Genomic DNA, 24,977 nt, shown 5'->3' on the forward strand with positions numbered 1-24,977 from the left:
TATGAAACTACAGCAGCTTCGTTATATCGTCGAGGTGGTGAATCACAACCTCAACGTCTCTTCCACGGCGGAAGGGCTCTATACCTCTCAGCCTGGCATCAGTAAACAAGTCCGCATGCTGGAAGATGAGCTCGGCATACAAATCTTCGCCCGCAGTGGCAAACATCTCACTCAGGTGACGCCCGCCGGGCAGGAAATCATCCGCATTGCGCGTGAAGTATTGTCCAAAGTTGACGCAATTAAATCGGTGGCGGGGGAACACACCTGGCCGGATAAGGGCTCGCTGTATGTAGCTACCACGCATACCCAGGCGCGGTATGCCCTGCCGAATGTGATTAAAGGGTTTATCGAACGCTATCCGCGCGTTTCATTGCACATGCACCAGGGATCGCCGACGCAGATTGCAGAAGCGGTTTCTAAAGGCAATGCTGATTTCGCCATCGCCACTGAAGCGCTGCATCTTTACGATGATTTGGTGATGTTACCGTGCTACCACTGGAATCGCTCGATCGTGGTGACACCCGATCATCCGCTGGCGTCTAAGCAGTCCGTCAGTATTGATGAGCTGGCGCAATACCCGCTGGTGACTTACACCTTTGGCTTCACCGGACGTTCAGAGCTCGACACGGCGTTTAATCGAGCAGGGTTGACGCCACGAATCGTTTTCACCGCGACAGATGCAGACGTTATCAAAACATATGTCAGACTCGGGCTGGGAGTAGGGGTTATTGCCAGCATGGCGGTGGATCCGATCTCCGATCCGGACCTTGTTAAACTGGATGCTCACGAAATCTTCAGCCACAGCACCACAAAAATAGGTTTCCGTCGCAGCACGTTCCTGCGCAGCTATATGTATGATTTTATTCAGCGCTTCGCGCCACATTTAACGCGCGATGTGGTCGATGCAGCCGTGGCGTTGCGTTCTAATGAAGATATAGAAGCGATGTTTAAAGATATTAAGTTGCCGCAGAAATAATGCCGTAGGGTATCTTATCGCCCGAAAAGATACCCATAATGTCTCCTAAAGCCAAATTAGAATTATCTTCATCTTTGATACAATCACCTTTCCGGGTGATTGCCTTCACAATTTTAAACCCGACACTGTCACTATTTAGCGACAAAAATAGAAACTAAATTGCCGCTCTGCAAATTTATTACTTCAATAATTTATTTCGGGTCAAAAGATTAAATATTTCTTTGGAATTGGTGAGTAAATTCACTGGATTTTCGGCTAAAGTTCTTTTAGGATTTGTCTCATCTCATGATTAATTACACCGATTGTTGGTACCCAAAATGATAAGTGATGTCGATTGTACGAGGTTAGCAATGCCATCAGGAAGTGAAGAGCCGCAAAGGGACCCTGAGCTTAAGCGTAAAGCCTGGCTGGCGGTATTTCTTGGCTCTGCCGTGTTTTGGGCAGTCGTCGCGTTATTGATCTGGAAATTCTGGGGTTAAAATGGCTATAGCGGGTCGATTCGAACCGGTTAAGCAAGTATGTCAACTGCATGACACACCAGCTAAAGCGAAAAAGAAACCTGTGACCTCTATTCCGGCTTCCTGGAAGCTGACGCCGCAGCAACAAGCTTTTATTGATGCCTTCTCTGAAGACGACATCAAAAAACAATAAAAATATCATCAGAATAAACGTGGGAAATTATCCCGGCTATTCATTGATGCGTTCTTTTGTACTCTTTAATTAATACACAGCATAAATGAATTGAGTAATGACTCAGTTTTAATGAATAGATTTTCTGGTAATAAATTTATGAGTAATGATTGCGGAATGAAATACTGGTCGTGGTTAGCCGCTTTTTCTGTTTCCATTCTTTTCTGGGGACAGATTGTCTGGGCTGCCCTTCGCTAATGAATTGAAAAACCTCGCATCAGCGAGGTTTTTTTATTTCCCTTCTCCTGAAAGATTTTCCCTTTTGTAGCAATTTTGGTTGTTATCAAAACGTTACGATATGTTTGTGTTATCTTTAATACAGACCCTGAAGAGCATCAGGGTAAGCAACCCCTGTAATTAAGGAGGAGCACATGTCGTCAACCCTACGCGAAGCCAGTAAGGACACGTTGCAGGCAGAGAACAAAACTTATCACTACTACAGCTTGCCGCTGGCCGCTAAACAACTTGGGGATATCGCACGGTTACCCAAGTCGCTAAAAGTTTTACTCGAAAATCTCCTGCGCTGGCAGGACGAGGAATCCGTCACTGAAGAAGATATCCGTGCTCTTGCCGGTTGGCTCGACAGTGCGCACGCCGATCGCGAAATCGCTTATCGCCCTGCAAGGGTCCTGATGCAGGACTTTACCGGTGTTCCCGCCGTCGTTGACTTAGCGGCGATGCGTGAAGCGGTGAAACGTCTTGGGGGCGATACCGCTAAAGTGAACCCGCTATCCCCGGTCGATCTGGTAATTGACCACTCTGTGACCGTTGATCACTTCGGTGATGATGACGCCTTCGAAGAGAACGTCCGTCTTGAAATGGAACGTAACCATGAACGTTATGCTTTCCTGCGCTGGGGCCAGCAGGCGTTTAGCCGTTTCAGCGTGGTGCCGCCGGGAACAGGAATATGCCACCAGGTAAATCTCGAATACCTCGGCAAAGCGGTCTGGAGCGAATTGCAGGGCAAAGAGTGGGTTGCCTATCCTGACACGCTTGTCGGCACCGACTCTCATACCACCATGATTAATGGCCTCGGTGTATTGGGCTGGGGCGTGGGCGGGATTGAAGCCGAAGCGGCGATGCTCGGGCAGCCGGTCTCTATGCTGATCCCTGATGTGGTCGGTTTTAAACTGAGCGGTAAATTGCAAGAAGGGATCACGGCAACCGATCTGGTGCTGACGGTCACGCAAATGCTGCGCAAACACGGCGTTGTCGGTAAATTTGTTGAGTTTTACGGCGATGGCCTTGATTCGCTGCCGCTTGCCGACCGCGCCACCATTGCCAATATGGCCCCGGAATATGGCGCAACCTGCGGCTTTTTCCCTATCGATGGCGTGACGCTTGATTATATGCGCCTGAGTGGTCGTAGCGAAGAGCAAGTCGCGTTGGTGGAGGCTTATGCGAAAGCTCAAGGTATGTGGCGTAACCCGGGCGATGAACCCGTCTTTACCAGCACGCTTGAACTGAACATGCACGACGTTGAAGCGAGCCTCGCCGGGCCAAAACGCCCTCAGGATCGTGTCGCGCTGAGCGATGTGCCTAAAGCCTTTGCAGCCAGCTCAGAACTTGAACTGAACACGGCGCAAAAAGATCGCAAACCGGTCGAGTACGTGCTGAACGGGCAGAAATATGAATTGCCGGACGGTGCGGTAGTGATTTCTGCGATCACTTCTTGTACTAACACATCAAACCCCAGTGTGTTGATGGCCGCCGGGCTGCTGGCCAAAAAAGCGGTCACCGCCGGGCTCAAACGTCAGCCATGGGTGAAAGCATCGCTGGCGCCTGGTTCGAAAGTGGTTTCTGACTATCTGGCGCAGGCGCGATTAACGCCTTACCTGGATGAACTGGGTTTTAACCTTGTCGGTTACGGTTGTACCACCTGTATCGGTAACTCTGGACCGTTACCAGAACCTATTGAACAGGCGATCCGTGAAGGCGATCTTACCGTTGGTGCGGTGCTTTCAGGCAACCGCAATTTCGAAGGACGTATTCACCCCCTGGTTAAAACGAACTGGCTTGCTTCACCACCGCTGGTGGTGGCTTATGCGCTGGCGGGCAATATGAATATCAACCTCGCTACTGACCCGCTCGGTCATGATCGGAAGGGCGATCCGGTCTATTTGAAAGATATCTGGCCAACAAGTAGTGAGATCGCCCGTGCGGTTGAACAAGTCTCAACTGAAATGTTCCGCAAGGAGTATGCCGAGGTATTTGAAGGCACGCCGGAGTGGAAGGCGATTGAGGTTGAGCACTCCGATACGTATAGCTGGCAGAATGACTCGACTTACATCCGGTTATCGCCATTCTTTGAAGATATGCAGGCGCAGCCAAAACCGGTGGAAGATATTCATGGGGCGCGGATCCTGGCGATGCTCGGTGATTCGGTCACGACCGACCATATTTCGCCAGCAGGCAGTATCAAAGCGGACAGTCCGGCGGGCCGGTATCTGCAAAGCCATGGCGTCGAGCGCCGGGATTTTAACTCCTATGGTTCGCGACGTGGCAACCATGAAGTAATGATGCGCGGGACATTCGCCAATATCCGTATTCGCAACGAAATGGTGCCGGGCGTTGAAGGCGGCATGACGCGTCATTTGCCGGGCAGCGAAGTGGTCTCTATTTATGATGCCGCGGTACGCTACCAGCAAGAGGGTACGCCGCTGGCGGTGATTGCTGGCAAAGAGTATGGTTCAGGCTCCAGCCGCGACTGGGCGGCAAAAGGGCCGCGCTTGTTGGGAGTTCGGGTGGTAATTGCTGAATCTTTCGAGCGTATTCACCGTTCCAACCTAATTGGTATGGGGATCCTGCCGCTTGAGTTCCCACAAGGCGTGACGCGAAAAACGCTGGCTTTGACGGGGGAGGAAAAGCTGGACGTTGTCGATCTGCAAAATATCACGCCCGGTGGAACCTTATTGGTGACATTAACCCGCGCCGATGGCAAGCAGGAGACGCTGGCGTGCCGTTGTCGCATTGATACCTCGACGGAGCTGACCTATTACCGCAACGATGGCATTCTGCATTACGTGATCCGTAATATGTTAAACTAAAACAAAGGCCTGCATTTGCAGGCCTGTTTCATCACCGATGGGGCGCTTATTTCAGCAGGTGCCCCATTTTTTCTGCTTTGGTATCGAGATAGTGCGCGTTTTTCGGGTTACGCCCGACGATCAGCGGTACGCGCTCCACAATATTGATTCCTGCCTCGGTAAGGATCTCAACTTTTTTGGGATTATTAGTCAGCAGACGAACTTCGTCTACCGCCAGCAATTTAAACATATCCGCGCAAAGCGTGAAGTCGCGTTCATCGGCAGCAAAACCCAACTGATGGTTCGCTTCAACGGTGTCATAGCCCTGATCCTGCAGCGCATACGCGCGGATTTTATTCAGCAAACCGATGTTACGGCCTTCCTGGCGATGATAAAGCAGTACGCCGCGTCCTTCTTCTGCAATGTGATTGAGCGCCGCTTCAAGCTGAAAACCGCAATCACAGCGCAGGCTGAACAAGGCATCGCCGGTCAGACACTCGGAGTGAACGCGCGCAAGTACGGGCAGTTGCCCGGAAATATCACCGAAAACAAGAGCGACATGATCCTGCCCGGTTGCCAGTTCTTCAAAACCCACCATCAGGAAGTCGCCCCATGGGGTTGGCAGTTTGGCTTCTGCCACACGTTTAAGTTGCATGTGAATCTCCGGATTTTTAGTGGTGCACTGCGCACCTTTAGCCTGTTGGCCTTCTGTATAACCTCATTTTGCCACAATGCATTACGCATCGCCTACAGATGACCCACGCATTGCCGTTTAAACGCACAAATGCGTAGGTTTCAGCGGAAATGTTATTTTTCAGTTATATTGGTTCGCGAAATCAGAAGGAGAAAAGATGCTTTCCATTGCAATGCGAACAACAGCAGGTGCGGCGATTTTATTGATAATGCCGCTGATAATGTGGATTTCCGGCTGGAACTGGGAGCCGGGGCAAACCCGCTGGTGGCTGCATTTTTTATACTGGTTAACAGAAACCGTTACCCAACCGTGGGGAATTATCACGCATGTCTTATTGTGCGCGTGGTTTCTCTGGTGCCTGCGTTTTCGCCTCAAGGCTGCAGTGATGCTGTTCGTTATTCTTGGCTGCGCGATTCTGGCAGGACAGGGGGTTAAATCTTTTGTCAAAGAGCGTGTTCAGGAGCCGCGACCTTTCGTCCTGTGGCTGGAAAAAACGCACGATGTTCAGGCCGAACAGTTCTACACTTTGAAACGTAAGGACCGGGGAGAGTTAGTGAAAAAACAACTCTCCAGCCAGCATGATATTCCTGGGTTTTTACGTAAACACTGGCAAAAAGAGACGGGTTTCGCATTTCCCTCCGGACATACCATGTTTGCCGCAAGTTGGGCATTATTAGCCGTGGGGTTGCTGTGGCCACGCAGACGCACATGGACGATTGCTGTGCTGCTTGTGTGGGCGATAGGCGTGATGGGGAGCCGGCTGTTGTTAGGCATGCACTGGCCGCGCGATTTGGTGGTTGCAACGTTGATATCCTGGCTGCTTGTGACGCTGGCGACCTGGCTTGCCCAGCGTATTTGCGGTCCGCTCACGCCGCCTGCGGAGGAAGTACCGGAAATTATTGCTCGCGATCAAGAGGGTTGATTTCCGCTGTTTCGCCCGCAAATCAGAATTTAACATCATGCATTTCCATTTCGCGCCGGGCGCTAAAATGGTAGTTTATAGGGCTGAATGCAGTCGTTGCATATAAATTCATCACTCGGCAGCACATAACGGGACGTAATGTGAAATATTTACTCATTTTCTTACTGGTGTTAGCGATTTTTGTTGTGTCGATTACCCTTGGCGCGCAAAACGATCAGCAAGTCACATTCAACTATTTGCTCGCACAGGGTGAATACAGGATTTCCACGCTGCTGGCCGTGCTGTTTGCTGCTGGTTTTATTATCGGCTGGCTGATTTGTGGCCTTTTCTGGCTACGCGTTCGCGTTTCTCTGGCGCGCGCCGAACGTAAAATCAAACGTCTTGAGCACCAGCTTACTCCTGCCACAACTGTTACGGTTGCAACCGGCTCAACGGCAGTGAAGGAATAATATTTTATGCTGGAGTTGTTGTTTCTGTTGTTACCTGTCGCGGCTGCCTATGGCTGGTATATGGGGCGCAGAAATGCTCAACAGACAAAACAGGATGAGGCTAACCGGCTGTCACGTGAATACGTTGCCGGGGTTAACCTTTTACTGAGTAATCAGCAAGATAAAGCAGTTGATCTGTTCCTCGATATGTTGAAAGAGGACACCGGCACCGTTGAAGCGCACCTCACTCTCGGCAACCTTTTCCGCTCGCGCGGTGAGGTTGACCGTGCAATCCGTATTCATCAGACATTGATGGAAAGCGCGTCCCTCTCTTACGACCAGCGCCTGCTGGCGGTGCAGCAACTTGGCCGCGACTACATGGCGGCCGGCATGTACGATCGCGCGGAAGATATGTTTAACCAATTGGTGGATGAAACTGATTTTCGGGTCGGTGCGCTCCAGCAATTGCTGCAAATTTATCAGGCGACCAGCGAGTGGCAAAAAGCCATCGATGTCGCTGAGCGGCTAGTAAAACTCGGCAAAGATAAGCAGCGGGGTGAAATCGCGCATTTCTACTGTGAGCTGGCGTTGCAGCAGATGGGCAACGAAGAGATGGGGCGGGCAATGGCATTGCTGAAAAAAGGCGCTGCCGCCGATCGTGACAGCCCGCGCGTCTCTATCATGATGGGCCGTGTGTTTATGGCCGATGGCGATTATGCAAAAGCGGTGGAGAGCCTGTTACGCGTTATCGATCAGGATAAAGAACTCGTCAGCGAAACGCTGGAAATGCTGCAAACCTGCTATCAGCAATTGGGTAAAAATGACGAATGGGCGGCATTTTTACAGCGTTGCGTGGAAGAGAACACCGGTGCGACTGCCGAATTGATGTTGGCAGATATTATGGAGCGCCGCGATGGGCCTGACGCGGCGCAGAGCTATGTTACGCGACAACTGCAGCGGCATCCCACCATGCGCGTTTTCCATAAGCTAATGGATTACCACCTCAACGAAGCCGAAGAGGGGCGCGCCAAAGAGAGCCTGATGGTGCTGCGTGAAATGGTGGGCGAGCAGGTGCGCAGTAAACCCCGTTATCGCTGCCATAAATGTGGATTCACCGCGTTTACCATGTACTGGCATTGTCCGTCTTGTCGGGCGTGGTCGACCGTTAAACCGATTCGCGGCCTGGATGGCCAGTAATTTTTAAAAACATCATCATTAGTTACAACATGCTAGTGACGTTTTTTTGACTATGCGGCATCTGCGCTAGTCTTCGCTTAGCAGCAAAAAAATCGAACCTGTTATTTCTACGCGCTCGCGGGTAGAATGCTCGCCGTTTATTCTTCTCGCGCCTGAGCGGGTGCCCTCATTTCAGAAGGTCTGATCATGACGTCTACTGTTTTATCGACTTCCCGCACCGTTACTGCTTCCCCGATTGTAGTAGCACTTGATTACGATAACCGCGACACGGCCATGGCGTTTGTTGACCGTATCGATCCGCGTGATTGCCGCCTGAAAGTTGGCAAAGAGATGTTCACCTTATTCGGCCCGCAACTGGTGCGCGATCTGCAACAGCGCGGCTTCGATATCTTCCTCGATTTAAAATTCCACGACATCCCGAACACCACAGCGCACGCCATTAAAGCAGCCGCTGATTTGGGCGTCTGGATGGTGAATGTGCATGCTTCTGGCGGCGCGCGGATGATGACGGCCGCGAAAGAAGCGCTGCTTCCGTTTGGTAAAGATGCGCCGTTACTGATTGCAGTCACCGTATTGACCAGCATGGAAGCGAGTGATTTACAGGATCTTGGCATCAACGCATCGCCTGCAGAGCATGCGGAGCACCTGGCTCGCCTTACGCAGCAATGTGGCCTTGATGGCGTTGTTTGCTCCGCCCAGGAAGCTGTCCGTTTTAAAAACGCATTAGGCAAGGAATTCAAACTGGTCACGCCAGGAATACGCCCGGTCGGCAGCGAGTCTGGCGATCAGCGCCGCATCATGACGCCGGAACAGGCGCTTGCGGCAGGCGTAGACTATATGGTGATTGGCCGTCCGGTTACGCAGTCTGCCGACCCGGCGAAAACCCTTAAAGCGATTAATGCATCGTTGGGTATGGGGGAATAATGAAAGACGACAACAGCCGTCTGGTCTATTCGACCGAAACCGGGCGCATTGACGAGCCAAAAGAGCAACATACACGCCCGAAAGGTGATGGTGTTGTACGTATCCAGCGTCAGACCAGCGGCCGCAAAGGCAAAGGCGTGTGCCTGATAACCGGCATTGATGAAGATGATGAAGCACTGGCTAAGCTGGCCGCAGAATTAAAGAAAAAATGCGGCTGCGGTGGTTCGGTGAAAGAGGGCGTCATTGAGATCCAGGGCGACAAACGTGATTTACTCAAATCATTGCTGGAAGCCAAAGGGATGAAAGTGAAATTAGCGGGTGGTTAAACCTGAATACAGAAAGGCCGCGGTCATTATCGCGGCCTTATTATTTACACTGTGAAACGTAGACCTGAAAAAGAAAGTATTATTTATTATTGTCGCCGTTTAAATGACCAATTACTTACCAACCTGATGACCGATGATACCGCCGACAGCTGCACCGCCCAGCGTACCGAGCGTGCTACCATCCGTCAGCACAGCACCACCAAGCGCACCCGCACCCGCACCGATTGCGGTATTACGATCGCGTTTAGACCAGTGACCACAAGCGCTCAGAGACATTGCCAGGGTAACTGCGAGTACTGCTGCGGCCATTTTTTTGCTTGTTAACATCATCATACTTTCTCCTGAATAATCGATTCACGGAAGAATGTTCTCTTTAAGTATAGTGCCTGTGAGCGGACCTAAAGATTTCCCGTGAAACCTTGCTGCGCAGGTGTAATTCAATCACGTCAGTGATAGTCACTTCCTGTTATATCGCTAATAATAATTTTACGCGCAGACCGGTAACAAGACAGGTAAATAGTCTTAATCGAAACGTCAGAATAGTCTCAGATATGAGGGAGATAGCCCGCGCCGGCGGGCTAATAGGATTAGCGAAACCCGCCAGTGTTAACGATATCGACAATCAGGCCTTTTTGCTGCAGTTGAAGATGTGCTTCCGGCTTAAGGGCTGAATCGGTGATCACCCGCTGAAAGCGTTCATCGGGGCCAAGCGTATAAGGATGGACTACGCCAAACTTGGAGCTATCGGTGAGCACAATCGCTTCGCTGCCTTTTTCCAGCACGGCATTGACCACGTCAGTACGCATCATGTCGCGCCCGGTAAAACCCGTTTCCGGCTGCCAGCCATCGATCCCGATAAAGGCTTTGCTGAAATGCACCTGCTGAATGTACTGGCGCGTCAGCGGGCCGACCATGCTTTCACTCTTTTTCTGATAAATGCCGCCAAGCAGGATCACTTCACATAACGCTTCTTTAAGCAGATGAGCTATATAGCAGCTCACAGTGATAATGGTGATATCACGCTGTTCGCCCAGTTTACGGGCGAGGAGGGCGTTACTGCTGCCATTTTCAATAAACACGGTTTCACCCGAACTCACCAGCGATGCTGCAAAATCAGCCAAATCACGCTTCACGGTGTAGTTGTTCATCATGCGTGTTTCTACATCGTCACTGTCCAGCGGCACAGCAAAACCATGCGTACGGCGCAAATAGCTTTGTTTTTCGAGCGTATTCAGATCCTGACGAATCGTGACTTCAGATACCCCGGTCATACGCGCGAGGTCTGTAACACTCATTTGGCCCTTGTCGATGACCGTCTGCAAAATAAGTTGTTGTCGGGAATTCATAGCCACATATTTCGAATAATGGTTTGAAGAAAGGGAATCGCCAGTACGCGCGTCGCATTCCCGGCTGCCGCGTCATGGCGAAAATAAGGGTAGTTAAATTTCCCAGGGTGTTTTCGGCGCACCAGAAGAGGCCGCTTTATCGTTGTTATCGAGATCCAATAATTCCGCCTTCAAAATTTCCAGGTTCCGAATGGCGGATTGGTAATCCCCCGCAACCAGAATATCCAGAACGGTATCTATCCGGCTGGCAAGGTGTTTCACGTCGATGTCTGCCATACCTTCACCTTTATGTCGAAAAACGAATGAATTCAATGATGCAGAAAACAGTTTAAAAAGAGAAGGAAAAAAAGGAAATCTCAAAAACTTATAAGCGCCAATTATATATTCATTACGCAACAAAGAGCTGGCTCTGGCGGTGGATTAGTCTTGCAGTGCGCGCAATGCGCTTTTATTACCGGAGGATAAAGCAATGACGATTATCAACCAGACCACCTGCAAACTGTTTACTGACGAAGAACGCTTTACGCAGCTTTCTGGCTATTACGAGGAGGAGCGCCGTACCGTGTGGATGATGCTGCGCGCCAGGCCAAGACCTTGCTTCAACCATGCGTTAATTGAGGAGATCATGAATATTTCCTGGCTTGTCCGACAAGCGGGATTTGCCGTTGATTTTTGGGTAACCGGATCGTTAGTCCCAGGCATGTTCAACACCGGCGGCGATCTACAATTTTTTGTTGATTGTATCAAGAATGGTCGACGCGAAGCCCTGCGCGCCTATGCCCGCGCCTGCGTGGATTGCGTTCACGCCGCGTCAAGAGGGTTTGACACGGGAGCCATCTCGCTGGCGATGGTCGAAGGCAGTGCGCTCGGAGGCGGTTTCGAAGCCGCGCTGGCGCACCATTTCGTGCTGGCGCAGCGTGACGCACGACTCGGTTTCCCGGAAATCGCCTTCAATCTTTTTCCCGGTATGGGCGCGTACTCACTAGTGGCGCGTCGTTCGGGAATGAAACTGGCGGAAGAACTGATCTACAAAGGGGAGTCGCACGCGGCAGAGTGGTATGAAGCGCAAGGGCTGGTGGATGTCTCTTTCGAATCCGGGCAGGGGTTCCTTGCGACACGTACCTTTATCGATACCCTGCAACCCCGGTTAAACGGTGTGCGGGCAATGCTGCGCGCCCGCCAGCGCGTTTTGCAGTTACCGCGCAGTGAACTGATGGACATTACCGAAGACTGGGTGGACTCGGCTTTCTGTTTGCAACCGAAAGATATTGCTTATATGGAACGTTTAGTCCTGTTACAGGATCGCCACGCTGCGGTGGCGCTGAAAGCGGGCTAACGCGATTTACGTGCCTGATAACGCCTGAACCACCGCTCGAATACGGCAGCGGGCATTGGTTTGGCAAATAAAAAACCCTGCCGTTCATTGACGCCATTCTTTGTAAGAAAGGCGTCTTCTTTTGCATTCTCCACACCTTCAGCAATCACCTGCAAATTAAGCGCTTGTGCGACGGCGACAATCGCCCGCACCAGTGATTGCGATATTGGCTGCTTATGCACTTCGCGGACAAAAGATTGATCGAGTTTGATAGCGTCCAGCGGAAAACGCGCCAGTTGTGACAGGGACGAGTAACCTGTGCCGAAGTCATCAAGATGCACCTGCGCGCCCAGGGCACTGAATTGCTGAATAACCGACAACGCCAGCTCCTCGTTTTCAATCAAGCAGCTCTCGGTCAGCTCCACATCAATTGGGCAATATTCAAATTTAAGATCCAGCAGCGCTTGTTTCAGATCGCTGAAAATTGTCTGATCCGCCAGTTGGCGCGCAGAGACGTTTACCGCTACGCGCACAAATATGCCTTTGTCGCGCCATTTCGCCACTTGCCGCACCACATCCAGCATGACCCAGCGCCCCAGCGGCACAATCAAACCTGACTCTTCAGCATAGGAGATAAAGTCCAGCGGCGGGATCAGGCCGCGCTCCGGCGATTGCCAGCGGACCAGCGCTTCAAGGCTACGTACTTCGCCGCGCCAGGTGATCTTGGGCTGGTAATGGATCACCAGTTGCTCTTTTTCCAGCGCTTTACGCAGATTGGTATCAAGCCATAAATATTCAAATACGCGTTGATTCATTTCCGGCGAGAAGACGCAAAACTTGCCGCGGCCACTCTCTTTAGCGGTATACATCGCCGTGTCGGCGTTGCGGATCACGCTTTCCCGGTCATTACCGTGCTGCGGAGCCAGCGAAATGCCCAGCGAACAGCCGGTGTAAACTTCAATAAGGCCGATACGGAAAGGCTGGCGTAAACGGGTCAGAATGCGCGATGCCATCGCTTCCAGCAGGCTCTGCGAAGTGTCTGTTGCCAGTACGATAAACTCATCGCCGCCGAGCCTTGCAAGCACCTGGCCTTCATCCAGACAACTCAATATCGCCAGCGCGACCGCCTGTAAGAGTTGATCGCCGAACATATGCCCATAGGCATCATTCACTTTTTTAAAATTATCCAGATCAAGGTAGACAATGCCGACCTGCGTTTCCCCGCGCGCGCTTATCGCATCGCTAATTAACTCATGAATAGCGTTGCGATTGGGTAAACCCGTCACCGTATCGGTGTTGGCGAGAACCCGCAATCGCTCTTGCGCACGCCGCTCTTCGGTAATATCCGTACCGGAGCAGATGAGGTAAATTTCATTTTTACCGCTGCCGCTGTGAACAAACTTATTGCGAAACAGAAATAAACGCTGGCCTTTACGGGTTTTAACCCAGCGTTCCACTTCATATGGCCTACCGTCACGAAAAAAACCGCTGATATTACGTTTTGAAGCCACCGCTTCGCTGCGGCTCATAAACAGTTTAAAAACGTTTTGCCCGATGACCTCTTGCTCTTTCATGCCGGTGTATTCTTCGCTCAGACGATTAAACCGCTGAATATTCCCGTGCTTATCGAGGATCACAATCACTGAATTCGCTTCGGAAACAACTTGCTCTGCGAAGGAGAGGCCTTGCACCAGATCGCGTGCTACTGACTTGGTATCGTGCCAGGCCGATGCGCTACCCGCCCAGGCTTTGCGGGATATTTTCCTGCCGACAAGGTGCACGGCAACGTCCTCGCCGAATAAAGAGAGATGCATCGTGAGGCTGGACGTGATGACCGTCATTTCGCGGATCCGCGCTGCTTGCTCGTCGCTCAGCGCAACAACCTGGCTGACATCGGCGTTTTCGTCCGGAGCAAAGTGCAGTGCGTTACTGTCGGCGGTTAAACGCCAAAAGGGGCTTGTCGAACCCAGATAGCGAAACAGCAGGTTCTGTTCCTGAAAGTCTTTCATGCAATCTCCCAACCCACATAAAAGCGCAACGGGTACACAATTTATTGACGGATAACCGCCTTTTTAAAGGGGGTAATCAGGCATGAACGTGTTGTTTCTTCTTGGAATGTTTTGTTAAAACCCGGCCTGGTAGCGAAAAAATATCTGTAATAAATAGCATAAAGCCGCAGTAAACAAACAGTTGCCTGAGGTTTTATTGTGGCCGTTTTTGCAGGATTGTGTGAAGAATTCAGAAAAAAATGCGCGTGGCATCGCAACAGAAATTTGGCGCTTCCCAGGGCTGGAAAGCGCCATGATTAAAAAACGTTACAGCACCGGGCGGGCAATAACGCTGCGGGTTTCCATACGGACTTCCGCAATCGTGACATCAATAACGTCGGTCACTTTAAAGACGATTTCACCTTTAATTTGCACGGTGCCATTTTCCTGGCTGCACACCAGCTCGTCGCGCACGGCATGAATAAACGGAGCCGGAATAAAGGCAACGGCACCATTATCCACCAGCCGTACGCGCATACCGCCGCGGCTGACATCAATAATTTCTGCCGCGAAACGGGTATCGGTACCGGCTTTGTTTTGCAGGAAACGGGCGTAGAGCCAGTCGCCGACATCGCGTTCCGCCATGCGGTTCAGGCGACGGCGCTCAGACATTTGCACCGTGGCATCGTCCTGTGGGCGCTTCGGCGTTTCGCCTTTGATAATCGCTTTCAGCAGGCGATGGTTGATCATGTCGCCGTACTTACGGATAGGCGAGGTCCAGGTCGCGTACGCTTCCAGGCCAAGACCAAAATGCGGGCCAGGTTCAACGCTGATTTCCGCGAAAGACTGGAAGCGGCGAATGCGGCTATCGAGGAAGCCTGAAGGCTGCGCATCCAGCTCGCGACGCAATTTGCAGAAACCTTCCAGCGTCAGCACTTCTTCGGCATCAACATGCATACCGTGCGTTTTCAGCATCGCGGCCAGTTGTTCGCTGTTCGCCGGATCAAAACCAAGGTGCACGTTATAAATGCCAAAGCCGAGCTTGTCGCGCAGTACGCGTGCAGCGCAGATATTGGCGGCAATCATTGACTCTTCAACAATGCGGTTAGCAACGCGGCGTGGCTCGGCAACGATATCCAGCACTTCGCCTTTCTCGCCAAGCACAAAGCGGTAATCTGGACGGTCTTTAAATACCAGCGCGTGGTTCTGGCGCCATTGGGCGCGCAGCTGGCTGACGCGCTGCAGCAGACGGATCTGCGCCGCGATGGCATCGTTTGTTGGCTGCCAGTTACCGGCGTTTTCCAGCCAGTCGGAGACATCGTCATAAGCCAGTTTGGCTTTCGACTCAATGGTCGCCGCGAAAAATTCGATATTGTCTTTGATAGCGCCGTCTGCATCCAGCGTCATCCGGCATACCAGCGCCGGGCGCACTTCGTTGGCGCGCAGAGAGCAAAGATCGTCAGACAGCTCGCGCGGCAGCATAGGGATATTGAAACCCGGCAGATAGTTGGTGTAAGCGCGGATCTTCGCAGCCTCATCGAGCTTGCTGCCTTCGGCAATCCAGGCCGTAGGATCGGCAATTGCCACGGTCAGTTGCAGTTCGCCTTCAGCGGTCTGCGCAACATACAGCGCATCGTCCATATCTTCGGTGCTAGCGCTGTCGATCGTGACAAAATCCAGCGCGGTTAAATCCACACGCTGCAGGCCGTCATCCAGCATTTCGGTCGCCACGCCATTTGGCGCTTCTTTTTCCAGATTGTGGCGCGCCAGGGTGACCCACCACGGCACAAAATGGTCTTCAGCGAAGGTGATAAACTGCGTCAGTTCAGCGTAGAAACCGCGATCGCCTTTCAGCGGATGGCGACGCATTTCAGCGACGGCCCAGTCGCCCTCTTTGAAATCATGCTCAACGCCACGGGCGGCGCGGCAGGGGATAGCATCTTTTAGCAACGGATGATCCGGCACAATTGAGAGACGATCGTCTTTCTTTTGCACTTTGCCAACAAAACGGGTCAAGAACGGCTCGACCAGCTCTTCAGGCTCCGCGCTTTCACGGTCTTTATCGCTGTGGATGACGGCAATAATCTTGTCGCCGTGCATCACTTTCTTCATCTGCGGTGGCGGAATGAAGTAGCTTTTTTGCGCGTCGACTTCCAGAAATCCAAAGCCTTTTTCAGTGCCTTTTACAACACCTTCCGCACGCGGAGTCTGGGAATGAAGTTGCTGTTTAAGCTGCGCTAGCAGCGGGTTGTCCTGGAGCATAATTATGTATTTTCGTGGCTAAAAGAGCGGCTGACAGTTTTACGCGATTCTTCCTGCTGCGGCAAGCGCTGTTTCAGCAAAATCATGCTGCGCAACCAGTGGCAAGAGCACTTACGCTGCGCTATACCCGCCTGCGGCTACACGCTTTGCCCGAGGGCGATATGCAGCCGGTTTAACCAGCCATTTAGCGCACAAGCGACAAGCAAGCTCATTGCCGCCTGGCGGCTGTAGCCATGTTCCTCAAGCTGTAAAAATTGCGCGGGGCTGAACCTGTCCGGCGCGCAGGTAAGCATCTGAACGGCTTGCACCAGAGCGCTCTCTTTGTTTTTCCCTGCCAGCACACGATTGAGCTCGCGGCTGCCGGCGCGCAGCGCCTGCGCCAGTAACTCATTGTCACTGCCACGTTGCACTTGTTGGGTAAAGCAGCTCGTGCTGCCGTTGAGGCGCGCGGTGTAGGCCGCCACCAGCCAGCTCTGCTGTTTATTGGGGCTGATTTTAGCCACCTGTTCGCTCATTTCGCCAAGCTCATTGAGCAGCAGATGTTCATGGGCCAACAAGGGGGCAAGCAGGCGTAGTTCCGGCAGCGGTTGCCAGCGCGCAAGTGACTCCATTTGCGGCGCATTTGCAGTACGTAAATCGACACTATCGATACCGGGCTGCCATTCAGTGGCGGTATCGCTAAAAAGCGCGGCGTCCGCTTCTTGCTGGGTTTCCATACCGGGTATAAACCGCACCGGTTGGCCGAGCGATGCCTGCAGGGCGGCGACAACGCGCGCCTGGAAAGCAACAAAGCCGATAATCTGATTGATGATCACCAGGTCATACAGCGTTAATCCTACGTCTTCTAATTGTTGTCGCGCACGTGCGTCAATAACCGAGGGAGAGGCGGCAAGCTGCCGCGCATGTTGGGTAATTTGTGCCAGTCGGTAGTTGCTTTCCCGTGACGAGTCCGGGCCGGATAACGGCGCCAGCCGCGCGGCGTAGTGATTGCATAACCGTTGAACGCCGAAAACCTGCGCCGCCGTAAGGGCGGTGCTGAGGCGATCATAGGCGCTGAAGGTGCGTAAACGGCTGGTGTTTACACGCTGCGGAAATAGCAGGGCATAGATTTTTCGTGCAGGCGAAACAATGCCTTCAAGGTCGGTTTTTTGTTTCTCCGGCAGGGCGAGGTCGAGCAGAAAAGGGTCGTTTACTGTGGCCGCTTCGGGAACTAACGGTAGCGCATGTGCCCGGCTGGCACTCGACTGGGTCTCATGATACCAGTGGCTTTTGCCTTCAATCCGGCGTTGTTCCATGGTCGTTCCTTGGTCTGAAAGTGGCGATCCGGATACGACGGCATATCATTGTCGCCGGATCTTTTTTGCTGCTTAATCCTGGCGTAATGACGGAGAGGGATGAAAGATTGTTAGGTGATAATAAATATCAGAATGGCATATCGAAAAACGCCCCTTCAGAAGAAGGGGCGGTGGGGATTATTTAATTTCCAGCTCGTTCATGGCGGCGATATTGAAGCCACCGTCAACATGAACCACTTCACCGGAGATACCGGCAGAGAGATCGGAGCACAGGAACGCGGCGGAGTTACCGACGTCCTCAATGGTCACAGTGCGGCGAATCGGGGTAACCGCTTCGCAATGTGCCAGCATTTTACGGAAATCTTTAATGCCAGAGGCGGCCAGTGTGCGGATCGGACCGGCGGAGATACCGTTGACACGCACGCCTTCCGGACCCATCGCGTTCGCCATATAGCGGACGTTTGCTTCCAGAGAAGCTTTTGCCAGACCCATTACGTTGTAGTTCGGGATCGCACGCTCCGCGCCCAGATAAGAGAGCGTCAGCAGCGCTGAACCCGGATTCAGCATTTCGCGGCAGGCTTTCGCCATCGCCACAAAGCTGTAGGAGCTGATGTCGTGGGCGATTTTAAAGCCTTCGCGGGTTACCGCGTTCACGTAGTCGCCATCCAGCTGATCGCCCGGTGCGAAACCAATGGAGTGAACGAAACCGTCAAACTTCGGCCAGCTTTTCGCCAGGTCGGTGAACAGGGCGTCGATACTTTCATCTTTAGCGACATCGCATTCCAGAACGATGCTGGAACCCAACTGGGCGGCAAACTCTTCAACGCGGCCTTTCAGCTTGTCGTTCTGGTAGGTGAATGCCAGCTCAGCGCCTTCGCGGTGCATAGCCTGTGCGATGCCGTATGCGATGGACAGTTTGCTGGCGACGCCAGTAACCAGAATGCGCTTACCGGAAAGAAAACCCATAGCTCTAATCCTTATATTCATTGTTGTGGCGAGCGCCATTATATGGGGCGATCGTCGTTAAAACGCGGCGATTCTATCATGAGTCGCCGGATGAGTTAATCCGACCACTGAAACTATTGAATCAGCGGTCTTTTCGCCAGGCATCGGCTGTTAACGCTTCGCCAAAATGCCCGGCAATTAAACGTTTTGTTAAATCGTGCAGCGGCGAGGCGAGCACATCGGCGGTGCTGCCGCGCTCAACGACTTCACCCTGATGCATAACCAAAACCTGATCGCTGATATGTTTCATCATGCCGATGTGCTGGGTGACATAAATATAAGAGATACCCTGTTTTTCCTGTAATTCCAGCATCAGATTAATTAACTGCGAACGCATCGACATATCCAGCGACGCCAGCGCTTCGTCAGCAATAATCACTTTCGGACGCAGGATTAACGCCCGCGCCAGCCCCAGGCGTTGTTTTTGCCCGGGCGCCAGCATATAGGGGTAATAACTGACATGATCCGGCAACAGGCCGACCATGCGCAGCGTTTCAAGAATGCGCTTCTGGCGGACTTCCGGCTCAAGATCCGTATTCAGACGCAACGGGAAATCAAGGATTTGCGACAGTCGCTGGCGCGGGTTCAGCGAGGTGGTTGGATCCTGGAAAATCATGCGAATGTGCTGGCTGCGAAACGTGTAATCGCCGTAATGCAACGGTTTATCATCTATCACCAGTTCGCCGGAAGACGGTTCGACCATTCCGGCCAGCATTTTCGCCAGCGTCGATTTACCGGAGCCGTTCTCACCAATAATCGCCAGCGTCTGTTTTTCCCGCAGGGTAAAACTCAGCGGTTTAACCGCTTCAACCGTCTGGCGGCGGAACCAGCCGGTGCGATAACGGAAGGTTTTGCTCAGATTGCGCACTTCAAGCAAGGTTTCGACCATCTCACTCACTCTCCATATTCAGCGGGAAATGGCAGGCGAAGAGATGATTTCTTGCACCGGCTAACCGCGGCGTTTCCACACATTTACGCTGGGCGTAAGGGCAGCGCGGCCCCAGGCGGCAGCCGATCGGCAACTGTTCCAGCAGCGGGATCGCGCCGGGCAGGGTATTCAGGCGGCTTTTGTGCGGCATCGCGCTGCCGAAATCCGGGATCGCGCGAATCAACGCCTGCGTATAAGGGTGATGCGGCGTTGCGATCAACTCTTCGCTCGGAGCGGTCTCCACGGTCTGGCCGCAATACATCACATTGATGCGATCCGCCCATTTACTCAGCATCTGCAAATCATGGCTGATCAGCATAATGGTGGTGTTGTTGTTCTGATTGAGCCTGTCGAGCAGGCGAAAGATTTGCGCCTGGGTGGTCGGTTCCATCGCGTTCGTCGGCTCATCGGCAATCAGCAATCGCGGCTGGTTAGCCAGCGCGATAGCAATCATCACTTTCTGGCATTCACCTTCGGTCAGCTCATAAGGAAAACTGCGCATCGCATCTTTATGATCTTTAATGCCAACACGGTGCAGCAGCTCAATGGCGCGGCGTTTCCGCCAGCCAAAACGTTGCCACAAGCTGCCTTTCCACGTCCAGCCGGGAATATTCTGCATCAGCTGTTTGCCAACGCGCTCGGAGGGATCGAGACAGGATTGCGGTTCCTGAAAAATCATCGATACGTTGTGGCCCAGCAGCTTGCGGCGCTCACGTGAGGAGAGGCGCAGCAGATCAACATCATCAAAGCGCATACGGTCTGCGGTGACGCGCCAGTTGTCTTTGGTAACGCCACAAATCGCTTTAGCAATCAGGCTTTTACCGGAGCCGGACTCGCCAACCAGCCCGCGAATTTCACCTTCTGCCAGCGTCAGGCTGACGCGATCGACGGCTTTTACCCAGTCTTCACCGGTTTTCACTTCGATGGTGAGATTACGAATATCAAGAAGCGGCATTATTCCACCCCCGCTGTGATCGCGCGGCGGATACCGTCGCCAAGAATATTAACCAGCAACACGCTCACCATAATTGCCGCGCCCGGCAGCATCACTGTCCACGGTGCAACATAAATCAGCTCCAGCGCGTCACCAAGCATGGCACCCCATTCCGGAGAGGGCAGTTGCGCGCCGAGATCGAGAAAACCGAGTGCCGCAATATCGAGGATCGCCATCGACAGCGCGCGGGTAATTTCTGTCACCATGCCTGCGGTAATGTTCGGCAACACGGCAAACCAGAGAATATTCATGGTTGACGCACCATCAAGCCGCGCGGCAACCACATACTCTTTTTCCAGTTCGTCATGCACCAGGCTGTAAACGGAACGCACCATGCGCGGCAGCAGCGCCAGCCAGACGGCGAACATTGCGTGCGAGAGATGCGGGCCGGCGAACGCCACCACAATAATCGCCAGCAGCAGTGTCGGTAGCGACAGCAGCGTGTCGAGAATATGATTCAGCACCGCCGAGCGCAGGCCGTGAGTGCAACCGGCGAAAACGCCAAGCGCCAGCCCGCAAAGCGTTGCCGCTAGCGTAACGACAAAGGCACCGCCCACCGTTGGCGCTGCACCGCTCAACAACCGGCTTAATACATCGCGCCCTAAATCATCTGTGCCGAGAAAAAACGAAACATCGCCGTAGCGCGACCAGGAGGGCGGCAGCAACTGATAACCGAGAAATTGCTGGTCAATGCCGTAAGGGGCAAACCAGTGACCGAAAATACACAGCAGCACTAACGCGCCACAGCCATACAGGCCAATCATCGCGGTGGTATCGCCGTAAAATTTGCGCCACGCGGTTCGCAGCGCGCCAGGCGGGCGTTTTTCGCTGTAGACGCTATCGTAAGGCATACCATTCCTTATGTTTCAACGGATTAGCCAGCGCGCCGAGAATATCGGACAGCACGTTCACAATAATAACCAGTGAGCCTATCACCATCACACCTGCGGAAATCGCCGCATAATCCTGCTGGCGAATCGCATTGATCAACCAGCGCCCCAGCCCAGGCCAGCTAAAGACCATTTCGGTTATCATCGCCAGCGTCAGCATGGTCGAAAATTGCAGGCCGAGACGCGGGATCACCGGTGGCAGGGCGTTATGCAAAACATGGCGGCGCAGGATCGTCAGCCGCGAAAGGCCGCGCGTCGCCGCCGCTTTGATGTAGTTTTTATCGAACACGTCGATGGTGCTGATGCGCATCAGACGAATAACTTCGGTAGTCGGTGCCACCGCCAGCGTTAACACCGGCAACACGACATGACGTAAGGCGCTGATAATCATCTCTTCGCGCCACGGCGAATCGGAGAGCCAGGCATCAATCAGCGAAAAACCGGTCACCGTTTTGACTTCGTATAACAGATCAAAACGACCCGACACCGGCAGCCAGCCTAAATTCAGCGAGAAAAACAGGGTTAAGAGCAGTGCCAGCCAGAACACCGGGATTGAAAAGCCCAGCAGCGCAAAAGCGCTGATCATTTTATCCTGCCACTTGCCGCGCATCACGCCAGCCAGCATGCCGACCGGGATTCCCACTAACAAGGCGGAGCCAAACGCCAGCAGGCATAGCTCCATAGTGGCCGGAAACACCTCTTTAAGCTGTTCTGAAATTAACTGACCATTGATGCTGGAAACACCAAAATCCCAGTGCAGCAAACCGTTAAACCAGAACACCCAGGCATTCCACAGCGACGCGCCCTGAAGCGGAGCGTGGGGCGTAAAATAGCTCAGGCTAAAGCCGACAAAGGTCAGTAAAAAAAGCGTGACCAGCAGTAATAACAGGCGGCGCAGGGTAAAGATAATCATTGTGGCGATACCTCTTGTTTTTCCCGCGAAACACCGGCAAAGGAGGCGCTACCAAACGGGCTCAGCACCAGGCCTTTAATGTCATAGCGATACGCCTGCAAACGCAGGGAAGATGCCAGCGGCAACACCGGCAATTCGCGCGCCAGTATCTGCTGCGCCTCGTCATAATCATCAATGCGAGCCGCAAGTTGCTGTGAAGCCAGCGCTTTTTGTAACACCTCGTCGAACTCTCGGTTGCACCAGTGCGCAAAATTGGTCTGTGAGTTGATTGCCGCGCAACTGAGCATCGGGCGGAAGAAACTGTCGGGATCGTTACTGTCCGTTGCCCAGCCGGCAAGGGTTAAATCGTGATTCATATCCATCAGCCGCGCTTCCTGGAAACGGCCTTCCACCGGAACAATCACCACTTTAACACCGACCTGTGCCATATCTGCCTGAATCAGTTCGGCGGTTTTCAACGGGCTTGGGTTCCACGCCTGTGAACTGGTCGGCACCCACAATTGCAGCGTCAAATTTTCCAGCCCCAGCGCTTTCAGACGTTCGCGAGCCTGCGCCGGATCGTACTCGGTGATCTTCGCTTCGTTGTCATAGGCCCAGGAGGCGCGCGGCAATATTGAAGCGGCGGTTTCAGCGGTTCCGTAATAGATCGACTGCATCAGACGCTGATTATTAATAGCCAGCGCCAGCGCATGGCGCACTTCCGGGTTATTCAGCGGCGGTTTGTTGGTGTTAAACGCCAGGTAGGCGATGTTCATGCCCGGGCGCAACGTGAGTCGCAAACGCGGGTCATCACGCAAAATCGTCAACTGGCTGGCGGCAGGCCAGGCCAGCACATCGCACTCGCCGGTTAACAGCTTCGACAAGCGCCCGGTGCCGCCGGATCCGAGATCGACCACCACTTGTTGCATCAATGGGGTACCGCGCCAGAACTTTTCGTGACGTTGTAACCGAATATATTGCCCGGCACGATATTCATCCAGTTGATAAGGCCCGGTACCGACCGGCTGCCGGTCAAGCAACTCCTGGCGATCGCTTTTCTCTAACTGGGCGGCGTATTCTGCCGACATCACCGAAGCATAGTGTGTCGCCAGATGCCATAAAAAGGAGGCATCCGGTTTTTTCAGGCGAAATTCAACCGTGCGGTTATCGAGCTTGCGCACGCTGTCGACAGAATCGGCAAACTGCAAGCTGTCGAAATAGGGGAAGTTGCCGCCGTTGACGTTATGCCAGGGATGATTGCGCGAGAAAATGCGCTGGAAGGTGAAGACCACATCATCGGCGTTCAGGGTGCGGTGCGGCGTAAACCAGGCTGTCTTCTGGAAAGCCACGCCGTCGCGCAGGCGAAAGCGGTAGGTCGCGCCGTTATCGAGCACTTCCCAGCTTTCCGCCAGCTCCGGAACCAGCCGGTAGGTATAAGGATCGACATCCAGCAGGCGATCATAAAGCTGTGCCGCCAGCGTATCGACTATCAGACCGCTGCTGACTTTTTGCGGGTTAAAGGTATCGACCTGGCCATTGACACAATAGACAAAGCCGCTGTCGCGAATATCCGCTTGCTCAGAAAGCGGTGTCGCCGCTTGCGCAAAACCCGTTGCCAGGCTTGCGGTCAATAGCAGGGAAGAGAAAACCAGACGCATGATTTTTTCAACGATTTTAAATTCATGTGCAAAGTGTATCGCACTTGCTATGGCTTCGTACAAATGTCTGCTTACGACTGCTGTTATTGTCGGCGATTTCAGCTGATTTGGTGCTTTTTCAGCAGTGCGCGCAGTTGGTGGTAAGTGAGCCCGAGTAACTCCGCCGCACGTTTCTGGTTAAATTTCGCCTGTTGCAGGCTGGTTTGCAGCAGCGCTTTTTCTTGATCGAACTGGAATTTGCGTAAATCCAGCGGCAACGCTGGTAACCCGTCTGCTTCCCGCCCGGTTTGTGGTTGGGGAGTGATATCACGGTTGAAAGGATCAAGGATGATGTCATCAAGCGGCGTATCAATGCTGCCGTGGCGGTAAACTGAGCGCTCCACCACGTTTTTGAGTTCGCGAATATTACCCGGCCATGAATAGCCCATCAGCACGTCGCGCGCGTGATCGGTAAAGCCAGGGAAGAGCGGCAATTTCAGTTCCCGACACATCTGGATAGCGAAATGATCCGCCATCAGCATGATATCGCTCTGACGCTGGCGCAGCGGCGGCAGGAGCACGACATCAAAGGCCAGCCGGTCGAGCAAATCCGCGCGGAATGTGCCGTCCTGTACCATTTGCGGCAGATCGGCGTTAGTGGCGCAAACCAGCCGCACATTGACCTGTAGCGGCTGGCTTCCGCCGACGCGCTCCAGCTCGCCATATTCAATCACTCGCAGCAGCTTTTCCTGCACCAGCATTGGCGCGGTGGCCAGTTCATCAAGAAACAGCGTCCCACCATCGGCACGTTCAAACCGGCCCGGATGGCGTTTTTGCGCGCCAGTAAACGCGCCCGCTTCATGGCCAAAGAGTTCGGTATCAAGCAGGTTTTCATTCAGCGCCGCGCAATTGAGCGAAATGAACGGTCCTTGCCAGCGCGAAGAGAGAAAGTGCAAACGGTTTGCAATCAGCTCCTTACCGGTACCGCGCTCGCCGATGATCAGCACCGGCTTATCGATGGGCGCGAGGCGCGAAACCTGTTCCAGCACCTCAATAAAGCTGTTGGCCTCGCCGAGTAAGTTATCCTTTTGTTCCGACATGATGAAATTCGCCACTAGTTAGTGATATTAACTACTCTAGCCTAAGTTATCGTTGCGGTAAAACTATTCATCTGCTTTATATTCAATGAGATAAAAAGTTGGCACGGCGTTTGTAATAGTCCAGCAGCAGGGCTAAGCCCGA

General features: G+C 53.0%; 25 protein-coding genes. 11 read left to right on the plus strand and 14 right to left on the minus strand.

The genetic code is table 11. From position 1 onward, the window contains the following. Position 1 precedes the first annotated feature (1 nt). The 5 genes from cysB (at position 2) to acnA (ending at position 4,713) form a co-directional block, all read left to right on the plus strand. Positions 2 to 976: an HTH-type transcriptional regulator CysB gene (cysB, locus tag AAIG26_RS01825; protein ID WP_016495871.1), complete on the plus strand. Its 975-nt coding sequence runs from the start codon at positions 2 to 4 to the stop codon at positions 974 to 976. Between the two features lie 317 nt (positions 977 to 1,293). Beyond that, positions 1,294 to 1,455: a YmiA family putative membrane protein gene (locus AAIG26_RS01830; protein ID WP_082071763.1), complete on the plus strand. Its 162-nt coding sequence runs from the start codon at positions 1,294 to 1,296 to the stop codon at positions 1,453 to 1,455. A 1-nt stretch (position 1,456) separates the two neighbouring features. Continuing rightward, on the plus strand, positions 1,457 to 1,627 hold the full coding sequence (locus AAIG26_RS01835) for a hypothetical protein (RefSeq protein ID WP_016495872.1): 171 nt from the start codon (positions 1,457 to 1,459) through the stop codon (positions 1,625 to 1,627). A gap of 138 nt (positions 1,628 to 1,765) precedes the next feature. Beyond that, complete coding sequence (gene ymiC, locus AAIG26_RS01840; protein ID WP_228007861.1) at positions 1,766 to 1,864, plus strand: small membrane protein YmiC; 99 nt, start codon at positions 1,766 to 1,768, stop codon at positions 1,862 to 1,864. Positions 1,865 to 2,037: 173 nt separating this feature from the next. Further along, on the plus strand, positions 2,038 to 4,713 hold the full coding sequence (acnA, locus tag AAIG26_RS01845; protein WP_343179484.1) for an aconitate hydratase AcnA: 2,676 nt from the start codon (positions 2,038 to 2,040) through the stop codon (positions 4,711 to 4,713). Positions 4,714 to 4,759: 46 nt separating this feature from the next. Here the strand turns inward: acnA and ribA are convergent, their stop codons facing one another. Then, positions 4,760 to 5,347 carry a GTP cyclohydrolase II gene (gene ribA / locus AAIG26_RS01850; protein ID WP_016495874.1) on the minus strand — a complete coding sequence of 196 codons (588 nt, stop codon included), beginning with the start codon at positions 5,345 to 5,347 and terminating at the stop codon, positions 4,760 to 4,762. Between the two features lie 196 nt (positions 5,348 to 5,543). Between ribA and pgpB the strand changes: the two genes are divergently transcribed. From pgpB to yciH, 5 genes are all read left to right on the plus strand, one after another. Beyond that, complete coding sequence (gene pgpB, locus AAIG26_RS01855; protein WP_343179485.1) at positions 5,544 to 6,308, plus strand: phosphatidylglycerophosphatase B; 765 nt, start codon at positions 5,544 to 5,546, stop codon at positions 6,306 to 6,308. Positions 6,309 to 6,448: 140 nt separating this feature from the next. Further along, positions 6,449 to 6,757, plus strand: coding sequence for a LapA family protein (locus tag AAIG26_RS01860; RefSeq protein WP_045508064.1), 309 nt, complete (start codon positions 6,449 to 6,451; stop codon positions 6,755 to 6,757). A gap of 6 nt (positions 6,758 to 6,763) precedes the next feature. Next, a complete protein-coding gene (gene lapB, locus AAIG26_RS01865) occupies positions 6,764 to 7,933 on the plus strand; it encodes a lipopolysaccharide assembly protein LapB (protein ID WP_045508065.1) in 1,170 nt (389 codons plus the stop codon). Between the two features lie 186 nt (positions 7,934 to 8,119). Further along, positions 8,120 to 8,857 carry an orotidine-5'-phosphate decarboxylase gene (pyrF, locus tag AAIG26_RS01870; RefSeq protein WP_343179486.1) on the plus strand — a complete coding sequence of 246 codons (738 nt, stop codon included), beginning with the start codon at positions 8,120 to 8,122 and terminating at the stop codon, positions 8,855 to 8,857. After that, positions 8,857 to 9,183, plus strand: coding sequence for a stress response translation initiation inhibitor YciH (yciH, locus tag AAIG26_RS01875; protein ID WP_016495879.1), 327 nt, complete (start codon positions 8,857 to 8,859; stop codon positions 9,181 to 9,183). Before pyrF ends, yciH begins: the two co-directional genes overlap by 1 nt. Positions 9,184 to 9,294: 111 nt before the next feature. Here yciH and osmB read toward each other — a convergent pair whose 3' ends face one another. The 3 genes from osmB to AAIG26_RS01890 form a co-directional block, all read right to left on the minus strand. After that, positions 9,295 to 9,513, minus strand: a complete 219-nt coding sequence (osmB, locus tag AAIG26_RS01880) for an osmotically-inducible lipoprotein OsmB (protein WP_025263597.1) — start codon at positions 9,511 to 9,513, stop codon at positions 9,295 to 9,297. A 257-nt stretch (positions 9,514 to 9,770) separates the two neighbouring features. Next, positions 9,771 to 10,529 carry a DNA-binding transcriptional regulator YciT gene (locus tag AAIG26_RS01885; protein WP_343179487.1) on the minus strand — a complete coding sequence of 253 codons (759 nt, stop codon included), beginning with the start codon at positions 10,527 to 10,529 and terminating at the stop codon, positions 9,771 to 9,773. A 93-nt stretch (positions 10,530 to 10,622) separates the two neighbouring features. Then, positions 10,623 to 10,805 (minus strand): hypothetical protein, encoded by a 183-nt coding sequence (locus AAIG26_RS01890; protein ID WP_343179489.1) that lies wholly within the window; start codon positions 10,803 to 10,805, stop codon positions 10,623 to 10,625. A gap of 193 nt (positions 10,806 to 10,998) precedes the next feature. Here AAIG26_RS01890 and AAIG26_RS01895 point away from each other — a divergent pair, with 193 nt between their 5' ends. After that, a complete protein-coding gene (locus tag AAIG26_RS01895) occupies positions 10,999 to 11,865 on the plus strand; it encodes a crotonase/enoyl-CoA hydratase family protein (protein WP_016495883.1) in 867 nt (288 codons plus the stop codon). Here the strand turns inward: AAIG26_RS01895 and pdeR are convergent. From pdeR to pspF, 10 genes are all read right to left on the minus strand, one after another. Beyond that, complete coding sequence (gene pdeR / locus AAIG26_RS01900) at positions 11,862 to 13,853, minus strand: cyclic di-GMP phosphodiesterase (RefSeq protein WP_016495884.1); 1,992 nt, start codon at positions 13,851 to 13,853, stop codon at positions 11,862 to 11,864. The two genes, AAIG26_RS01895 and pdeR, sit on opposite strands and share 4 nt — an antisense overlap. Before the next feature lie 306 nt (positions 13,854 to 14,159). After that, positions 14,160 to 16,094 carry an exoribonuclease II gene (locus tag AAIG26_RS01905; protein ID WP_343179490.1) on the minus strand — a complete coding sequence of 645 codons (1,935 nt, stop codon included), beginning with the start codon at positions 16,092 to 16,094 and terminating at the stop codon, positions 14,160 to 14,162. A 137-nt stretch (positions 16,095 to 16,231) separates the two neighbouring features. Then, the gene (locus AAIG26_RS01910; RefSeq protein ID WP_343179492.1) at positions 16,232 to 17,389 is read right to left on the minus strand and encodes a CMD domain-containing protein; all 1,158 of its coding nucleotides are present in this window, start codon (positions 17,387 to 17,389) and stop codon (positions 16,232 to 16,234) included. A gap of 177 nt (positions 17,390 to 17,566) precedes the next feature. Continuing rightward, a complete protein-coding gene (fabI, locus tag AAIG26_RS01915) occupies positions 17,567 to 18,355 on the minus strand; it encodes an enoyl-ACP reductase FabI (protein WP_016495887.1) in 789 nt (262 codons plus the stop codon). A gap of 121 nt (positions 18,356 to 18,476) precedes the next feature. After that, a complete protein-coding gene (sapF, locus tag AAIG26_RS01920; RefSeq protein ID WP_016495888.1) occupies positions 18,477 to 19,283 on the minus strand; it encodes a putrescine export ABC transporter ATP-binding protein SapF in 807 nt (268 codons plus the stop codon). Between the two features lies 1 nt (position 19,284). After that, entirely contained in the window at positions 19,285 to 20,277 is a 993-nt protein-coding gene (sapD, locus tag AAIG26_RS01925; RefSeq protein ID WP_016495889.1) for a putrescine export ABC transporter ATP-binding protein SapD, read from the minus strand. Beyond that, positions 20,277 to 21,167, minus strand: a complete 891-nt coding sequence (gene sapC / locus AAIG26_RS01930) for a putrescine export ABC transporter permease SapC (protein ID WP_016495890.1) — start codon at positions 21,165 to 21,167, stop codon at positions 20,277 to 20,279. The genes sapD and sapC overlap by 1 nt, the downstream gene beginning before the upstream one ends. Next, positions 21,154 to 22,119, minus strand: coding sequence for a putrescine export ABC transporter permease SapB (gene sapB, locus AAIG26_RS01935; protein ID WP_269231082.1), 966 nt, complete (start codon positions 22,117 to 22,119; stop codon positions 21,154 to 21,156). Before sapB ends, sapC begins: the two co-directional genes overlap by 14 nt. Then, positions 22,116 to 23,756, minus strand: a complete 1,641-nt coding sequence (gene sapA / locus AAIG26_RS01940; protein WP_016495892.1) for an ABC transporter substrate-binding protein SapA — start codon at positions 23,754 to 23,756, stop codon at positions 22,116 to 22,118. The genes sapB and sapA overlap by 4 nt, the downstream gene beginning before the upstream one ends. 98 nt (positions 23,757 to 23,854) lie before the next feature. Then, entirely contained in the window at positions 23,855 to 24,850 is a 996-nt protein-coding gene (gene pspF, locus AAIG26_RS01945; protein ID WP_174240575.1) for a phage shock protein operon transcriptional activator, read from the minus strand. Between the last annotated feature and the right edge of the window lie 127 nt (positions 24,851 to 24,977).

This window comes from Kosakonia sp. PSU_27 (genome assembly GCF_039409795.1).
In the GTDB taxonomy this organism is placed as follows: domain Bacteria; phylum Pseudomonadota; class Gammaproteobacteria; order Enterobacterales; family Enterobacteriaceae; genus Kosakonia.

What these genes read in the sequence shown, in the direction of transcription:
- pgpB (WP_343179485.1), top strand. Translation starts at nt 5,544, where the DNA reads ATGCTTTCCATTGCAATGCGAACAACAGCAGGTGCGGCGATTTTATTG.
- sapA (WP_016495892.1), bottom strand. Translation starts at nt 23,756, where the DNA reads ATGCGTCTGGTTTTCTCTTCCCTGCTATTGACCGCAAGCCTGGCAACG.
- acnA (WP_343179484.1), top strand. Translation starts at nt 2,038, where the DNA reads ATGTCGTCAACCCTACGCGAAGCCAGTAAGGACACGTTGCAGGCAGAG.
- sapC (WP_016495890.1), bottom strand. Translation starts at nt 21,167, where the DNA reads ATGCCTTACGATAGCGTCTACAGCGAAAAACGCCCGCCTGGCGCGCTG.
- pyrF (WP_343179486.1), top strand. Translation starts at nt 8,120, where the DNA reads ATGACGTCTACTGTTTTATCGACTTCCCGCACCGTTACTGCTTCCCCG.
- AAIG26_RS01830 (WP_082071763.1), top strand. Translation starts at nt 1,294, where the DNA reads ATGATAAGTGATGTCGATTGTACGAGGTTAGCAATGCCATCAGGAAGT.
- ribA (WP_016495874.1), bottom strand. Translation starts at nt 5,347, where the DNA reads ATGCAACTTAAACGTGTGGCAGAAGCCAAACTGCCAACCCCATGGGGC.
- AAIG26_RS01910 (WP_343179492.1), bottom strand. Translation starts at nt 17,389, where the DNA reads ATGGAACAACGCCGGATTGAAGGCAAAAGCCACTGGTATCATGAGACC.
- osmB (WP_025263597.1), bottom strand. Translation starts at nt 9,513, where the DNA reads ATGATGTTAACAAGCAAAAAAATGGCCGCAGCAGTACTCGCAGTTACC.
- AAIG26_RS01905 (WP_343179490.1), bottom strand. Translation starts at nt 16,094, where the DNA reads ATGCTCCAGGACAACCCGCTGCTAGCGCAGCTTAAACAGCAACTTCAT.
- ymiC (WP_228007861.1), top strand. Translation starts at nt 1,766, where the DNA reads ATGAGTAATGATTGCGGAATGAAATACTGGTCGTGGTTAGCCGCTTTT.
- pdeR (WP_016495884.1), bottom strand. Translation starts at nt 13,853, where the DNA reads ATGAAAGACTTTCAGGAACAGAACCTGCTGTTTCGCTATCTGGGTTCG.
- sapF (WP_016495888.1), bottom strand. Translation starts at nt 19,283, where the DNA reads ATGGTCGAAACCTTGCTTGAAGTGCGCAATCTGAGCAAAACCTTCCGT.
- cysB (WP_016495871.1), top strand. Translation starts at nt 2, where the DNA reads ATGAAACTACAGCAGCTTCGTTATATCGTCGAGGTGGTGAATCACAAC.
- AAIG26_RS01885 (WP_343179487.1), bottom strand. Translation starts at nt 10,529, where the DNA reads ATGAATTCCCGACAACAACTTATTTTGCAGACGGTCATCGACAAGGGC.
- lapB (WP_045508065.1), top strand. Translation starts at nt 6,764, where the DNA reads ATGCTGGAGTTGTTGTTTCTGTTGTTACCTGTCGCGGCTGCCTATGGC.
- AAIG26_RS01890 (WP_343179489.1), bottom strand. Translation starts at nt 10,805, where the DNA reads ATGGCAGACATCGACGTGAAACACCTTGCCAGCCGGATAGATACCGTT.
- AAIG26_RS01835 (WP_016495872.1), top strand. Translation starts at nt 1,457, where the DNA reads ATGGCTATAGCGGGTCGATTCGAACCGGTTAAGCAAGTATGTCAACTG.
- fabI (WP_016495887.1), bottom strand. Translation starts at nt 18,355, where the DNA reads ATGGGTTTTCTTTCCGGTAAGCGCATTCTGGTTACTGGCGTCGCCAGC.
- AAIG26_RS01895 (WP_016495883.1), top strand. Translation starts at nt 10,999, where the DNA reads ATGACGATTATCAACCAGACCACCTGCAAACTGTTTACTGACGAAGAA.
- sapB (WP_269231082.1), bottom strand. Translation starts at nt 22,119, where the DNA reads ATGATTATCTTTACCCTGCGCCGCCTGTTATTACTGCTGGTCACGCTT.
- yciH (WP_016495879.1), top strand. Translation starts at nt 8,857, where the DNA reads ATGAAAGACGACAACAGCCGTCTGGTCTATTCGACCGAAACCGGGCGC.
- sapD (WP_016495889.1), bottom strand. Translation starts at nt 20,277, where the DNA reads ATGCCGCTTCTTGATATTCGTAATCTCACCATCGAAGTGAAAACCGGT.